This is a genomic window from Legionella clemsonensis (genome assembly GCF_002240035.1).
Taxonomy (GTDB): domain Bacteria; phylum Pseudomonadota; class Gammaproteobacteria; order Legionellales; family Legionellaceae; genus Tatlockia; species Tatlockia clemsonensis.
In genome coordinates, this window is the sequence record NZ_CP016397.1 from 540,001 (window position 1) to 554,610 (window position 14,610).

The following is a 14,610-nucleotide window of genomic DNA, read 5'->3' on the forward strand; positions in this document are numbered from 1 at the left end:
TTAAAGAAAGCGTAATAGCTCACTGGTCGAGTCGGCCTGCGCGGAAGATGTAACGGGGCTAAAACTATACACCGAAGCTGCGGATGTGCACTTTAGTGCACGTGGTAGGGGAGCGTTCTGTAGGCTGAAGAAGGTAGATTGAGAAGTCTGCTGGAGGTATCAGAAGTGCGAATGCTGACATGAGTAACGATAAAGAGGGTGAAAAACCCTCTCGCCGGAAGTCCCAGGTTTCCTGCACGACGTTAATCGGAGCAGGGTGAGTCGGCCCCTAAGGCGAGGCTGAAGAGCGTAGTCGATGGGAACCAGGTTAATATTCCTGGACTTTCTATAAGTGGTGAAGTGGGGACGAAGAAGGCTAGGTGAGCCGGGCGTTGGTAGTCCCGGTACTGGCATGTAGGCGGAGAGACTTGGCAAATCCGGTCTCTTGATAACGCTAAGGTGCACAGTGGTCCTGACCCTACGGGGTGCAGGGAAGTCATTGATGCCAAGCTTCCAGGAAAAGCTGCTAGCCATAACTTATAGAGAACCGTACCGCAAACCGACACAGGTGGACAAGTAGAGCATACTAAGGCGCTTGAGAGAACTCGGGTGAAGGAACTAGGCAAAATGGTACCGTAACTTCGGGAGAAGGTACGCCCTTGCTGGTTAGTTTCCTTGCGAAACGAAGCTGGTGAGGGCCGCAGAGACCAGGTGGCTGCGACTGTTTATTAAAAACACAGCACTCTGCAAATTCGAAAGAAGACGTATAGGGTGTGACGCCTGCCCGGTGCCGGAAGGTTAATTGATGCTGTTAGGAGAAATCCGAAGCGGTTGATCGAAGCCCCGGTAAACGGCGGCCGTAACTATAACGGTCCTAAGGTAGCGAAATTCCTTGTCGGGTAAGTTCCGACCTGCACGAATGGCGTAACGATGGCCACGCTGTCTCCACCCGAGACTCAGTGAAATTGAAATCGCTGTGAAGATGCAGTGTACCCGCGGCTAGACGGAAAGACCCCGTGAACCTTTACTACAGCTTTGCACTGGACTTTGATGATAACTGTGTAGGATAGGTGGGAGGCTATGAAGTGCGGACGCCAGTTCGCATGGAGCCGACCTTGAAATACCACCCTGTTATTATTGAGGTTCTAACTTGGACCAGTAAACCTGGTTGAGGACAGTGTATGGTGGGTAGTTTGACTGGGGCGGTCTCCTCCCAAAGAGTAACGGAGGAGCACAAAGGTACCCTCGGTACGGTCGGACATCGTACCAAGAGTGTAAAGGCAAAAGGGTGCTTGACTGCGAGAGTGACGGCTCGAGCAGGTACGAAAGTAGGTCTTAGTGATCCGGTGGTTCTGAATGGAAGGGCCATCGCTCAACGGATAAAAGGTACTCCGGGGATAACAGGCTGATACCGCCCAAGAGTTCATATCGACGGCGGTGTTTGGCACCTCGATGTCGGCTCATCACATCCTGGGGCTGAAGCAGGTCCCAAGGGTATGGCTGTTCGCCATTTAAAGTGGTACGCGAGCTGGGTTTAGAACGTCGTGAGACAGTTCGGTCCCTATCTGCCGTGGGCGTAGGAAAATTGAGAGGAGCTGCTCCTAGTACGAGAGGACCGGAGTGGACGAACCTCTGGTGTACCGGTTGTAACGCCAGTTGCATTGCCGGGTAGCTAAGTTCGGACGGGATAACCGCTGAAAGCATCTAAGCGGGAAGCCTCCCTCAAGATGAGTTTTCCCATGAAGCCCGTTGAAGACTACGACGTTGATAGGCGAGGTGTGGAAGCGCAGTAATGTGTGAAGCTAACTCGTACTAATTGGCTGATTGTCTTGACCATATAACCTGAATTGCTTCAGGGTATGGCAACAAACGATTAAACGAGTCAACCTTGTGTTGCCCTTAACTTCTTTACCAGCCTGCTGGCAAGACAGAGAATAAAACAATCCTGTCCACCCAGCTGGAAAACCAGTTTTCCTGGCGACTATAGCGGTTTGGAACCACCTGATTCCATCTCGAACTCAGAAGTGAAACAGACCAGCGCCGATGATAGTGTGAGGCTTCCTCATGCGAAAGTAGGTCATCGCCAGGGTTTTATTCCAAAGCGGCCTCGTGCCGCTTTTTTTTTACCTACCTTACCTTGATTCGTAGATTGAGTCGTTTTCGACTCAACACTAAAGAGGCGAATAAATTTTTATTGGTTCGAAAAGGCCTAACAAATTCTTGCTGCTTCCCTTTTTATGAAGAATTAGAATAAGAACCATTCGCAATGCTGAAATTTATGGTATGCTTACGATTTTTCGGATGTTCGCTAAAGTCGAAAGATTCCTCTCGTAAGTGTAAAACAAATACAGTAAAATTACTTATCATTACAAGGAAGTAGAGCAGTATGTTAGTTAGTCAAGTTTATAAATTTATCAATGCTTTAACGGACATTGAACATAATTTAGGACCTCATGACCAAGAATTACTGCATGCTTTTAAAGAAAAATATCCTCTTTCTAATTCCGAGACAGAAGCAAATTTAACAGAAAACGCTGATTTGGCACTTAATGGAGAAGAACTTCAGTGGATTCAAGAAGTGTTTGCTAAACGCTGGACTCATATAGCGGATACCTCAGAAGATTATACCTTTGATCCCAGAGGTAATAACATTCCCTGGATTACGTTCGCCAGAGAATTGGGGAAAGTATGCAAAAAGCCTTATCTAATGGTATTAATGCCAAAACTTGAATCGATTGATCCAGAAAAATTTCTGCGTCTAGAGGATGATCAAGATCCTCGATCTATTTATCTTTCAAATGATGATAAAACTTGGCATAGAGTTAAGGGACTGCTTGAGCGATTGCAGCAACCATCCGCTGTATTTTCAACGTTTGATGTAAAAAAAATTTTGCCAAGAGCATTAACTTTAAAAGAAATGTTTAGAATTCGTTCAAAAAAAGGAGATGAATTAGCCAAAGAAATTGACAATGAAACCTATGCCAATCTTTGGGATTACATTATGCGACGTTTCGCACCTACCTGGCAGCAAAAGGGGAAATGTCCAGAACACTTATTGCCTGATTTGCTTGAAGTGGTCGAATGCTATTTCAATGCAAAGGCAATGAATCAAAATTTGAAAGTATTCCATCAAAAATTAAAGAATTTTACTAAAGATTTGGAAGCATGTCCTTTAGAAGATATTAATCATTTTTATGGTATTGAGATCTTTGGTAGAGAACATAATCACTATCTTGTCAACATTTTACTTGATTGTTTTAATGAAACACCAGACCTTGAAGAAAAATTGGCAGATGTAGCCAGATGGATTTGTCGCTTTGATCCCACCTTGGTAAGTAAATGTGAGAATTTACTTCCTGTCTATAAAATATTGAAGGTGGGAGAATACTTTGACTTAACTCATTTACGGCAATTAATAAATAAACTGGATTCAAATGCTGCAGAAATTAAACCTAAGATACATGATTTCCTGGAAAAGATTCCTGCTACAGGAGAAATTTCTAAAGAGATTATTACTGAAATAAAAAAACTTTATGCATTTCGTTGGCAAATTATTAAAGATAGCCCTCATGATTACTTAAGGAAGCAAAATGAGGAAAACCGCTCCTGGATTAGATTAGCTCAATACCTGGCAGGCGCAGGGTATATTGAAGCAAATTATTATAAGTTATTAATTCCTACTTTAACTGAGGATAGTGATCCTATTTCCAAAGAGATATTGACCAATTTCCCTTTATCTCGATTTATTTTGTCAGAAGATGAGAAAGAATTAATATATTTACCAAATTGTGTAAGCCAACATCAAGCTAATGGTACCTTCTATCATTTTTCAGGAGAACGATTTCGCAAGTTGACTGCCAAGGAAATAGAAAGATTACCTTTTGCAGAATTGCAATTCTATGAATATTACGCCCAAGTTGTTGCTATTGAAGAAGAATGTCTTCCAATAAAAAAATCAACGGTAATGGCCCTAAAAGAATTGGTAAATGGGACTTTAAATCCCTACGCTTTACGCCTTGGTCATAGTATAACCTCAGAGCAAGAACGAATTGCCGAAGAAGCTTATTTTAAATTTTTTGGATTCTTAAATAATCTACCTGAGGATGAATTAGCCAGGCTCTATGCGCATACCGTAATCTGGCGAGGACAGAAAAGAAGCGTTCAAGAAATTCTTGCAGAAGTTCAACTGAACGAAACGCCCGAAGAGGATAAAAATTCTACTATTCAAACTATCAGTTTGTCTGAAGACCAAATGAGGAGTGGAGAAAAACTCGAGGAAAAAAATTCGACCACGCATCAAAAAGAAAATACATCAGCAGAACCGATTGTTGCCAAAGAAGTACCTCTAAAGGAGCGAGAATGTATTGCTTTCGCTGGACAATTTTTTGCGAAACTAGTTGCAGATTATGCTCCTGAGGAAAAATTTAATCAGGCTATTGAGGAAAATGCTTTAGCGGCGCTTGATGACATGCGTTTATGCTCAGCTCAACTTGTTTTTCGTAACTGGGATTTTGTGGATGACAAGGAAGCGACCCGACGTGCATTAACTATACTTGTTTCCTTAATTACCCATAATTTTAGTTGCATTTGGGGTACTGGTTCCTCCTTGCAGTTTTGGGATCAGAAAAAAAATATAATTACGGCAACCGGTAAAGAGCTTTTTAAAGCACTTGAATATGCACTCGACAACGGAGATTTCAGTAAAATTCGTTTTACTTATACCTATACAATGCGCAATATTGTTAAACGGGCGTTGGAGCAGAATGATTTTATAAGGAAATATATTCGCTATAAAGATACTTTAGATTGGTTGGAATCAATTAAAGATGAATCAATGTTTGAACCTAGAAATCAAGTATGCTTTGAGCCGGAATTGTTATTGTCGGTGCTTACGTCTTTGACTGAAAGGTGCAATGCAAAAACTAGCATGCTTATCGAAAATTTTCTGGATGAACTGATCAAAACACGAATACAACCTGAAAATCAATATCAGCAATGGGTTCGCATTAATGTAGAATTTAATAAATTGCTAAATAATAAAGCATTACCTCCAAAAGCCCGTCATCTAATACTTCAAGAATTAAGAAAAAGAAAAATCTCGGATCATGATAATGATTTAAATGAGAAAGTCGTTCATTTTATTACACGACGATTAGCCAGAGTCTCTATCTCTTCTACAAACCAATATGGTATGTTTAATACTACTCCAGGAAAATTTGGTGCCCAGTATAACGAGACAAAAAAACGTCTGGAGCAATATATTTCCTCTTTAGAATTAAGCTCGAAAAAGGAAATAACCATTTCCGAGCTCATTTCACAATTTAAAATAGGGATTAAGGGAATAGTTAATAGCCACAATATTGCTATGACCCAGTATTTAGAATCGTTAACTCAATCCATTCCATTACAGCATGTTGGAGACGATATTGTACAAATGGAACCTATTTCCCTAAAAGCTTAAGAATTATTTAAAAATTGTTTAGTAATTTTGATAAAATTATCATAGCGTTTTGCCGAAATTTGACCAGATAGCAGTGCTAAAATGATCGCACAACCAGGTGTATCCTGATGATTGCAGTTACGAAATTTACACCGAGTATTAAAAGGTTTAAATTCGCGATAACCTTCAACTATTTCACTTAAAGGCATATGCCATAGACCTAATTCTCGTACACCGGGAGAATCAATCAATGCTCCGCCACTGGGTAGGTGGTATAGACGTGAATTACTTGTGGTGTGACAACCTAATTGGGTGTTTAACGATATCTCAGCAGTTAGAATATTGGCTTCATGAGGTAAAATGCCTGCTATCAATGAAGATTTCCCTACCCCTGACTGGCCAACAAAAATGCTAACCTGATGATTAAGCGTTTTCTTTAGTTGCAGATAAGTTTTCGAATCCTCTTTACTGGTAAGCAATAATGGGTAGCCGAGAGGCTGATAATAGGTCTCTAAATCTTTGCGAATTGTCTCACAGGCCAAATCAATTTTATTAAGAATAATACCCACTTTTAATTTCAAAGACTCTGCCATTATCAGATAGCTGTCAAGTAAAGCCCAGGATAAGTCAGGTTTTGCTGCAACAACAACCATGATTTGTGTAATATTGGCTGCAACAGGTTTAAATTCTCCCCTTTTATCAGGGCGTCCGAGTACTGACTCACGTGGGAAGCGACTTACGATCACCCCTTGGTCAACGCCTTCTGGTTGCCAAATAATACGGTCACCTGCGACTAAAGAATCAATATTTGGACGAATAGAGCAGTGAATGTGATTCCCCGAACTATCTTCAACCTCTGCATGTCGACTAAAGCGAGTAAGTACAAGACCAGGGAAAGAGGTCCCATCAGCTATTTTGCCAGAGCGGTAGTTTGCTTGATTTTTTTCAATACGGGCTGATTGCTGTTTGTTAACTCGCCTTTTACTCATAATTTCAATATAGTCTATAATTGCAAAGGTCAACATTTAGGATTTGTTTTAATTTTATCATAGAAGCTGAATTCTTTTATAATTCCTACTACTAGTTAAATAGAATTTCACCAAACTATTACTTCTAAGGGCGTAGATTTCATGAAAATATATCTGGTAGGAGGCGCAGTTCGAGATAAATTATTGGGCTATCCTGTCAAGGAGCGAGATTGGGTTGTTGTTGGGGCAACGCCTAAGCAGATGCAGGAATTAGGTTATCAACAAGTAGGACGAGATTTTCCTGTATTTTTGCATCCTAAAACGAAAGAAGAATATGCTTTAGCAAGGATGGAACGCAAGTCAGCTCCAGGGTATTACGGCTTCCAATGCGATTTTAATCCTGAGGTTAGTTTGGAAGATGATTTATTACGTCGGGATTTAACCATTAACGCCATAGCTATGGATACTAATGGTCATTTAATTGATCCTTATCATGGTGAGGCTGATTTAAAAGCAAAACTGTTAAGACATGTTTCTCCTGCTTTTATTGAGGATCCTGTTCGAGTTTTGCGCGTTGCTCGCTTTGCTGCACGTTACCATCATTTGGGATTTAAATTAGCGGATGAGACAAGAGCACTGATGTACCTTATGGTAAAACGAGGTGAATTAAACCATCTCGTTGCTGAGCGTGTGTGGCAAGAGTGGTATCGCAGCCTTGAAGAAAAAAATCCAGAGGTATTTATTAAAACTTTAAGGGCTTGTGGAGCTCTTAAGGTTATTTTACCTGAACTGGATGTCCTTTTTGGTGTTCCTAATCATAAAAAATATCATGCTGAAGTAGATAGCGGCGTGCATACATTGATGGTACTTGAAAATGCGGTAAAATTATCGACTGAACCAATAGTACGATTTGCAGCGCTCGTCCATGATTTAGGAAAGGGGGTAACGCCAATGGCAGAGTGGCCGAGACAGGTTCAACATGAAATCAGAGGAGTGGCTATTATCAGAGATTTGTGCACTCGGTTGCGCATCCCGGCTGATTATCGCAAGTTTGCCGAAATGGTATCGCGATTTCATTTAAATATTCACCGCTTTTTTGAACTTAAACCAGGCACAAAAATTAAAATTCTGGAACAAACCGATGCGTTTCGACGCCCCCAGTTATTTGAAAAATTATTACTGGTCTGTGAGGCAGATGCAAAAGGACGAGGGGCAGGAAAAAAAGACTATCCACAGGCTAAAAATTGGCATTATTTATTGAAAGAATGTGCGAAAATATCGCCACAGGTATTTATAGCGCAGGGGTATCAGGGTGAGGCCATAAAACAAGCGTTGCATCAAAAGCGCGTTGCCTGTGCTGAACAATTGGAACCTAACTATGAAAAATAATGATAATTTAGTCTGGATTGATTTAGAGATGACAGGGCTTGATCCAGAAAAAGACAGGATTATTGAAATAGCCACAATAGTTACTGATTCACAATTAACTATTTTAGCTGAAGGACCAGTATTGGCCATTCATCAGGATGAGGCTTTAATCGCCGGTATGGATGAATGGAATACCAAACAACATAATCAATCCGGATTAGTAAAACGAGTTAGAGAATCAACGGTTGATGAGGCGGAGGCACAGCGACAAACTATTGATTTTCTCAAAAGTTATGTGGATAAGGGTAAGTCGCCTATGTGTGGCAACAGTATTTGCCAGGATAGACGATTCTTATATAAATACATGCCTGAATTAGCGGCTTATTTTCATTACCGTAATCTCGATGTTAGTACTCTAAAAGAATTAGTCAAAAGATGGCGGCCGCAGCTTATGAATGGAGTGACTAAGGAATCAAAACATTTAGCGCTGGATGACATTAAAGACTCTATTGTGGAATTAGCTTATTACCGTCAACATTTTATTAATATACCGAGTAGTGAATCATGATTGAACGTGAACAATTAGTATTACCCAATGGTGCTGATAAATTATTGCTTCACTCTTGCTGTGCTCCTTGTTCAGGCGAAGTGATGGAGGCTTTATTGGCTTCAAAAATTAATTTTTCCATATTTTTTTATAATCCTAACATTCACCCTGTACAAGAATACGAAATCAGAAAACAGGAAAACATAGCTTTTGCTAAAAAGCACAATATCCCTTTTATTGATGCTGATTATGATAAGGACAATTGGTTTGCCCGAGTTAGGGGTCTGGAATGGGAGCCTGAGCGCGGCAAGCGTTGTACGGCTTGTTTTGATATGCGATTTGAGCGCACAGCGCTTTATGCGTTTGAGCATGGCTTTACTGTAATCAGCAGTTCCTTAGGAATTTCACGCTGGAAAGATATGAATCAAATTAATGATTCAGGTACACGCGCAGCCAGCCGCTATCCCAATATGATCTATTGGACTTATAATTGGCGTAAAAATGGTGGCGCAGAGCGCATGTATCAAATTGCCAAACGCGAAAATTTTTACAAGCAGGAGTACTGTGGTTGTGTTTATTCATTGCGCGATACCAATCTTTGGCGTAAAAAAAATGAGCGAGAACGCATTAAAATTGGTATGAATTATTACGGTAATGATAAAAATACAGCTCCGTCTTCTGATAATCAGGAGACAGAATGATCTTTCATCAGCCTAACAATGAAGAGCATAATCACCCTCATGCGCATTCTCATCATCATGTGTCGGAATTTAATGGGGCGTTTTTAATTGCAATTATTGCAAATGGTGTATTTGTTATCTGTCAGATTATTTTTGCCTATCTTGCCAACTCTACCAGTTTGTTAGCCGATGCAGTCCATAATTTAGGTGATGTACTTAGCTTGATTTTGGCCTGGATAGCCAATGGTTTATTAAAACGTCTGCCCACCCATCATACCACCTATGGAATGAAGAAAACCTCCATTCTGGCAGCTCTGGCAAACGGTGTCCTGCTGGTATTTACCTGTGGCATTATTGCTACGGAAGCCATGTATAAATTGTTTTCTCCTACCGAAATTCAAGCGGTTTCTGTCATCATTGTTGCCAGTATAGGTATCGTGGTTAATGGCGCAACTGCAGCTTTATTTTTACGCGGTACAGATGATTTGAATATACGAGGTGCTTTTTTACATTTACTCTATGACGCTTTGATTTCAGTCGGTGTGGTGATTGCAGCCGTTATTCTTTATTTCACTAACTGGTTGTGGATTGATCCTATTGTTGGGTTACTGATTGCTGTCATAATTATTAAAGGAACCTGGTCGTTGTTTGCTGATAGTTTCCATTTGATAATCGATGCAGTTCCTCGTGGTATTTCCTGGATGGACGTTCGGGATTCTTTGCAAGCAGAACCTGGGGTTAAGGAAGTTCATGACTTGCACATCTGGGCTTTAAGTACCAAGGAAAATGCGCTCTCGGTGCATCTTTATATGCCAGAAACACCATTAAGTGATGAAGCGAGACAGGTGCTGGTTAAGATGTTGCGTGACAAACATCAAATTCATCACGCAACGATTCAGGTAGAACGTAATTTAACGTTTTGTGAAGATGCTTGTAAGCCCATTCTTAGCTCAATCATTTCATGATAAGAGCGTCTTCTTCACCTTCCTCTACTTGTAATTCTTCTGAGTGTTCCAAGTAAAAATCATTGAGGATTTTTCCATAAAAATCTTTAGTAGACTGTTTTTGACCTCGACGAGGACTGTTTAATGCCTCTTGAGCAAATTGTTGTATATCGTGGTAAAGTTGATAAATCTCTTGTTCATTAGGATCAGCTTTGGCTTCAAAGGTGGTAATCAATTTATAGATTTCAGCCACACGATGGGGAACTCTCTTAAGTTTTCCATCTACCTCAATGTCAACTCCACCACGGAAAAAAGCAAAATTTCCTATCTCCAGCTTACCTACCTCCCACTCAGCAGTGATAATTGAATCTTTAATTTGATTAACTGCTTGTTGGTAGGATTGCTGTCTCTCTTGATAATAGGTATCAGGGAAAGGAGGTGCCTCATCAATACGTTCTCTGAAGTAGCTGGTTAAGGATTTTGCATTACTGACAGCCTGTTGGGTCTTTTTAGCAATTCGTATAGCGAGTTGTGGACTTTTATTTTCTGGGGACTCTAAAATCAAACCGTTAAAAATTTTATTCGCTAAATTGCTTGCTAAATTATTGGCAAATGTTTCATCATATCCATCACCTGCGACCTCGTAAATAGTAGAAAAGATATAAGCGACTTCTTCATCAAATTGATAGTCTTCAGGAAATGCATCTTCCTCATTTTGAATGAAAAGGGGCACGAATTGCTTGTTTTTCTCTTTTTTACGTTCGTTTTGCTTGACTAATTCGGCCAAAATACCCGCTAAAAAATCTGCAGAACCTTCCCGAATGAACTTTGCACCATTGGTGTCGAAGCAAATCTTACTTAGTTTTCTGATTAAGGTCGGAAAATTTTGCCCACGTTGATTAACAATCTCTTTGGCAAGCCTAATTCTTTCCTCTTTATCTAAATTAGATAGTTGGCTGTAAAATGCACTACTTATCTCTTGTTTTAATAGATAAGTCGTTTTATTTTTTGCATGTATGAGTTCTTGAATAGTTGGCATGGAGTGCTCTCATAATAGTCAGCGTGACAACATTATAACCAATATTCCTTGAAAAAGCCACGACCGTTCCGAGATAGAGAAATTATTGCATACAGAGAGCACTATAAATTTGAGTTTGTGAAGTATTCAGTGAATAGTGCCACCTTATAGAGGAGAAACAGGAAATGATTTCGATTGGGCTTATTAGCCCCAATCTTTATCGCCTAGGAAATAATACGGATTGGAGGGAAAACGCGTTGCCCGTTTTCAGTAACAATAAAAAATTGATTAATGTCATAACCCGGTGCTATTTCTCCACCTTCGTAAACATTTATACCCATGGCATCGAGAGTTGCTGTGCTGTTATTTGTTGTTGCGCGAATGGTATTAACACTGGGAGAAAGAGCTAATATACTAGGGCTGGTAAAACCGCCCACTTCATACCCTGATGCAAAAACAGAGCCATTGCCGTTCATATCAATCGCATCAACATTCAAATGAACTCCTTTTACAGAGGCCCTGCCTTCAAAAATAATCATGCCAAATGCCCCAACGATGTTCGAATTTCCGCCAATATTTTCTGCGGTAACTTGAATTTTATCTCTGGCTTCACCAATGGAAGGAGATATATTTAAGTTATAATTAATTAGAGCAGTACTGCGTCTAACTTCTATACCAATAGCGGTACTAAAATTATTTTCTCCTCCTACAGTGTGTGCTTCAACATTGAATGCAGCGGGAACTAATGGATCAATATTGGGATGACGAATCATTTCTTCTGGTAGTCTTTCAGGATACAATAATGACTTTAGTATAGTTGCCTGGCTTTCTACTAGCTGGATTCCTGTAGCGAAAGCTACTTCACCGCCTGAGCTGAAGGTTTTTACATCCAAGCGTTTGTTTTGAATCTCAACATCCTTACTTTGGAATATTACAATTCCTTGTGCGGTAGCAAAATCAGATATATTTTGTGTCGCTTCTACCAAGATATTATTATTTAACAAATGAATATCAGTAGAGCTTTGCACTAAAATACCGATTGGGGCGCCATCAAATATATCTCTGTCTTCTAAAAAAGCTATCACATCGCTACTTTCTATAGTGACATTGTTGGCCCCTTCAATTTCAATGGCAGAACGATATCCAGTTAGATTGCTGTATTGGCCAATCTTCGAATTAGTAATACGGATGTTCGAACCACGGATAATTAAACCGGCTAGATTTTCTCCATTGTTATTGAGTAGGGTGACTGAATCGATCGTATCGTTTCCTGAAAGAATGAGAGACCCTATGATGGTTTCATTCTGTCGCGCTTTGTAATCACCATTGCGACCGTAAATGGATTGTCCTTCGTTCAATGAAAGGGTAGAAAGTAATGCAGTGGTATGCGAGCGCATAGATGAAACGCTATTGAGAGTACCATATGTAGCTGGACCAAGATAAAAATTGGCATTAGGTGAAAAACTATCGATGGCATCGAGAGTTAATTGATTAAAAGAAGTACTGTTACATTTGTTTTCAAAGGTACAATTGCTCAAGCCATTGGCGGCGACAAAAGGAGCGCCACTACTGCTGAAAAACCAAATATTATCACGAGTAAGTACCTGTACACCGGTATTAACGTAAGCCTGTTGGGTTGGAATACCAGCGCCTGTATTCCAGGTCCCCAGATGCCGTGGTATTGGATCCAGTAGGCGTTCATGAATATTGGGTTGCTCGCTTTTGGCAATACCTCCTAACGTGAGGCGAAGTGTCAATAATGCAGTATTTTTTTGGACTCTGTCATAGCTATCACGCACGGAGACGGTAAAATATTGATTAAGAGGCATTTCCACTCCACCAATGATGCCATTGATATCTTGTGCTTCCTTAAAGGAAAAATGATAGCCACCTGCAAACAATCGAAGGTAACTTGTGTCTGGTGGGGTTAAACCGATGACGCCATCAACGCCATTGCCTGTTTCTTCAACTAGATTTATCAAATTATCAAATTCACGATGACCGGAAAAACTTATGTATTGCGTGGTTCCAATTTGTTGGCCTAAGAATGTGCTCTGAATTTTTTGTTTGACGTGGGAAAATAGCCGTTAACATGGACGTCCCATAGATTCGTCATGAATTCTAGCCCGGGGTTAACGACAGAAAAACGCGGCCCCCGATCAACACGGTTAAAATCACCGAAAGTATAGACACCCCATAAGAAAGTATTATTATGAATACCACGATAGCCTGCGCCAATACTTTCCAACGAACCATCATCACTACCAATTTTTCCCAGTCCGTCTACATAGAAGATGCCATCCTGATTCCCATAAAACGGTAACATGGCATCCGCTTCGCCCAGTGTCCTGTCTCCAAAGTAAACCTCACCTAAGGCCCGTGGTATAAAAGGAAAAGGTCTGGGGCTGAAGTCTGCATGTACTGCGGTATTGGCAAGTAAAATAGAAAGACTTAAGAAAGTCAATGGTGGGGCGAAGTAGCGCATAAATCCTTTTAATCAAGCGATTATTTTCACTTAATTTATACTATTTATTGTCGCTATTCAAACGCTACTTTTTTGATTTAGAAACTTTTTTGGTTTTGCTGTCCAGTAAAAAGGTAAGTCCTAATTCCACCAAATAGGCAACAAGGCTCATTGTTTTTATATTTTTTCCTTTTGCTGCCCTGGAGGCTATAACACGTCTTATGATGAGCTGAATTAATTTGAGTCTAATCAAGTTAAGTATGGTTGTGTAAAGCATAGTTGGTTTTCCTAATTTATTAGATAGTAGTTATCCCCTAATAAATTATTATAGAACAAATGAGAGCTATGGATGTGGTTTCCTCTCTCGAGCGAATTGCATCAAAAGAATGTTACCGAAAATAGCAAAAACCTGATTCGTTGCCTCATAAATAATGTTACCGAAGATACAAGGGAGATTGATTATGGGGAAGCTGTCGATGAAAAATACCAATGGCCTGGTACGACAATACTTAAAAAAAGGCTAGCTTTGAAACAGTCACAGAACAACAAACTTATAATAATTATGAATAAACTCAATGATAGACCAAGAAAAACATTAGGCTTTAAGACACCAGCTATGTTATCTTTGTCCGAAACAAATGATGAGAAAAGTGCGGTTGCATTAGCTAGTTGAATTCACCCGATATATAGTACCAGCGTTTCTCATATCTGTTCCTAATGGTTGGGTATAATTATAATTATTTTTATGAGAAATTTTTTTAGATGTTTGCTAAAAGTATTCTTTGTTAAATCAACTCCTTGCTGAGTTTTTATGTGCGCTTTAAAAGCTGTCAACGTAATCTCGGTATAACCAAGATTTGCTGAGCTATTATCAAAAATTTAAGTCGATAAAATGCTACTTCTGCTAATGCTGTTTGCAGCTCTAGTGCAATTTTATGGATGCGCCTTAATTGATTTTTTTAAAGATTATGGTTTGGAATATATGTAAGTCTCGGAATTGTAAATTAATCTCAACAACTAAATATCGATAGAATGTATATATTATATTAATACCCGAACTCTTTAATTCAAGGTGTTGCTCTTTAAAAAAACATCCTAACTCTACAACAATTTGGTGTTTTTCTGCATGCACACCCAATTTTTCAAGTGGCTTTATTAAATTACAAATTTTGAAATTGTGAAGTATCCAATGAATGGTGCCG

General features: G+C 39.8%; 10 protein-coding genes and 2 rRNA genes (1 of these 12 only partly in view). 8 read left to right on the top strand and 4 right to left on the bottom strand.

The window, feature by feature from the left end:
• From clem_RS02295 to clem_RS02305, 3 genes are all read left to right on the top strand, one after another.
• Positions 1-1,816: ribosomal RNA gene (locus clem_RS02295) — 23S ribosomal RNA — on the top strand (it extends 1,083 nt beyond the left edge of the window).
• A 136-nt stretch (positions 1,817-1,952) separates the two neighbouring features.
• A 5S ribosomal RNA gene (gene rrf / locus clem_RS02300) occupies positions 1,953-2,068 on the top strand.
• A gap of 297 nt (positions 2,069-2,365) precedes the next feature.
• Entirely contained in the window at positions 2,366-5,440 is a 3,075-nt protein-coding gene (locus tag clem_RS02305; RefSeq protein ID WP_094090134.1) for a hypothetical protein, read from the top strand.
• Here the strand turns inward: clem_RS02305 and rsgA are convergent.
• Positions 5,437-6,408, bottom strand: coding sequence for a ribosome small subunit-dependent GTPase A (gene rsgA, locus clem_RS02310; RefSeq protein ID WP_094092246.1), 972 nt, complete (start codon positions 6,406-6,408; stop codon positions 5,437-5,439). The genes clem_RS02305 and rsgA overlap by 4 nt on opposite strands.
• Before the next feature lie 141 nt (positions 6,409-6,549).
• On the opposite strand from rsgA, the gene clem_RS02315 reads away from it, so the two are divergent.
• The 4 genes from clem_RS02315 to clem_RS02330 are packed head-to-tail and all read left to right on the top strand — an operon-like array spanning position 6,550 to position 9,947.
• Positions 6,550-7,776: a multifunctional CCA addition/repair protein gene (locus clem_RS02315; protein ID WP_094090135.1), complete on the top strand. Its 1,227-nt coding sequence runs from the start codon at positions 6,550-6,552 to the stop codon at positions 7,774-7,776.
• A complete protein-coding gene (orn, locus tag clem_RS02320; RefSeq protein WP_094090136.1) occupies positions 7,766-8,323 on the top strand; it encodes an oligoribonuclease in 558 nt (185 codons plus the stop codon). The genes clem_RS02315 and orn overlap by 11 nt, the downstream gene beginning before the upstream one ends.
• On the top strand, positions 8,320-9,003 hold the full coding sequence (locus clem_RS02325; protein WP_094090137.1) for an epoxyqueuosine reductase QueH: 684 nt from the start codon (positions 8,320-8,322) through the stop codon (positions 9,001-9,003). The genes orn and clem_RS02325 overlap by 4 nt, the downstream gene beginning before the upstream one ends.
• Complete coding sequence (locus tag clem_RS02330) at positions 9,000-9,947, top strand: cation diffusion facilitator family transporter (protein WP_094090138.1); 948 nt, start codon at positions 9,000-9,002, stop codon at positions 9,945-9,947. The genes clem_RS02325 and clem_RS02330 overlap by 4 nt, the downstream gene beginning before the upstream one ends.
• Here clem_RS02330 and clem_RS02335 read toward each other — a convergent pair.
• From clem_RS02335 to clem_RS02345, 3 genes are all read right to left on the bottom strand, one after another.
• The gene (locus tag clem_RS02335) at positions 9,937-10,965 is read right to left on the bottom strand and encodes a hypothetical protein (protein WP_094090139.1); all 1,029 of its coding nucleotides are present in this window, start codon (positions 10,963-10,965) and stop codon (positions 9,937-9,939) included. The two genes, clem_RS02330 and clem_RS02335, sit on opposite strands and share 11 nt — an antisense overlap.
• 203 nt (positions 10,966-11,168) lie before the next feature.
• A complete protein-coding gene (locus clem_RS02340) occupies positions 11,169-12,926 on the bottom strand; it encodes a right-handed parallel beta-helix repeat-containing protein (protein ID WP_094090140.1) in 1,758 nt (585 codons plus the stop codon).
• Between the two features lie 59 nt (positions 12,927-12,985).
• Positions 12,986-13,429, bottom strand: coding sequence for an inverse autotransporter beta domain-containing protein (locus clem_RS02345; protein WP_094090141.1), 444 nt, complete (start codon positions 13,427-13,429; stop codon positions 12,986-12,988).
• A 328-nt stretch (positions 13,430-13,757) separates the two neighbouring features.
• On the opposite strand from clem_RS02345, the gene clem_RS02355 reads away from it, so the two are divergent.
• The gene (locus clem_RS02355; protein ID WP_094090143.1) at positions 13,758-14,081 is read left to right on the top strand and encodes a hypothetical protein; all 324 of its coding nucleotides are present in this window, start codon (positions 13,758-13,760) and stop codon (positions 14,079-14,081) included.
• Positions 14,082-14,610: the final 529 nt, after the last annotated feature.

What these genes read in the sequence shown, in the direction of transcription:
- clem_RS02305 (WP_094090134.1), top strand. Translation starts at nt 2,366, where the DNA reads ATGTTAGTTAGTCAAGTTTATAAATTTATCAATGCTTTAACGGACATT.
- rsgA (WP_094092246.1), bottom strand. Translation starts at nt 6,408, where the DNA reads ATGAGTAAAAGGCGAGTTAACAAACAGCAATCAGCCCGTATTGAAAAA.
- clem_RS02315 (WP_094090135.1), top strand. Translation starts at nt 6,550, where the DNA reads ATGAAAATATATCTGGTAGGAGGCGCAGTTCGAGATAAATTATTGGGC.
- orn (WP_094090136.1), top strand. Translation starts at nt 7,766, where the DNA reads ATGAAAAATAATGATAATTTAGTCTGGATTGATTTAGAGATGACAGGG.
- clem_RS02325 (WP_094090137.1), top strand. Translation starts at nt 8,320, where the DNA reads ATGATTGAACGTGAACAATTAGTATTACCCAATGGTGCTGATAAATTA.
- clem_RS02330 (WP_094090138.1), top strand. Translation starts at nt 9,000, where the DNA reads ATGATCTTTCATCAGCCTAACAATGAAGAGCATAATCACCCTCATGCG.
- clem_RS02335 (WP_094090139.1), bottom strand. Translation starts at nt 10,965, where the DNA reads ATGCCAACTATTCAAGAACTCATACATGCAAAAAATAAAACGACTTAT.
- clem_RS02345 (WP_094090141.1), bottom strand. Translation starts at nt 13,429, where the DNA reads ATGCGCTACTTCGCCCCACCATTGACTTTCTTAAGTCTTTCTATTTTA.
- clem_RS02355 (WP_094090143.1), top strand. Translation starts at nt 13,758, where the DNA reads ATGTGGTTTCCTCTCTCGAGCGAATTGCATCAAAAGAATGTTACCGAA.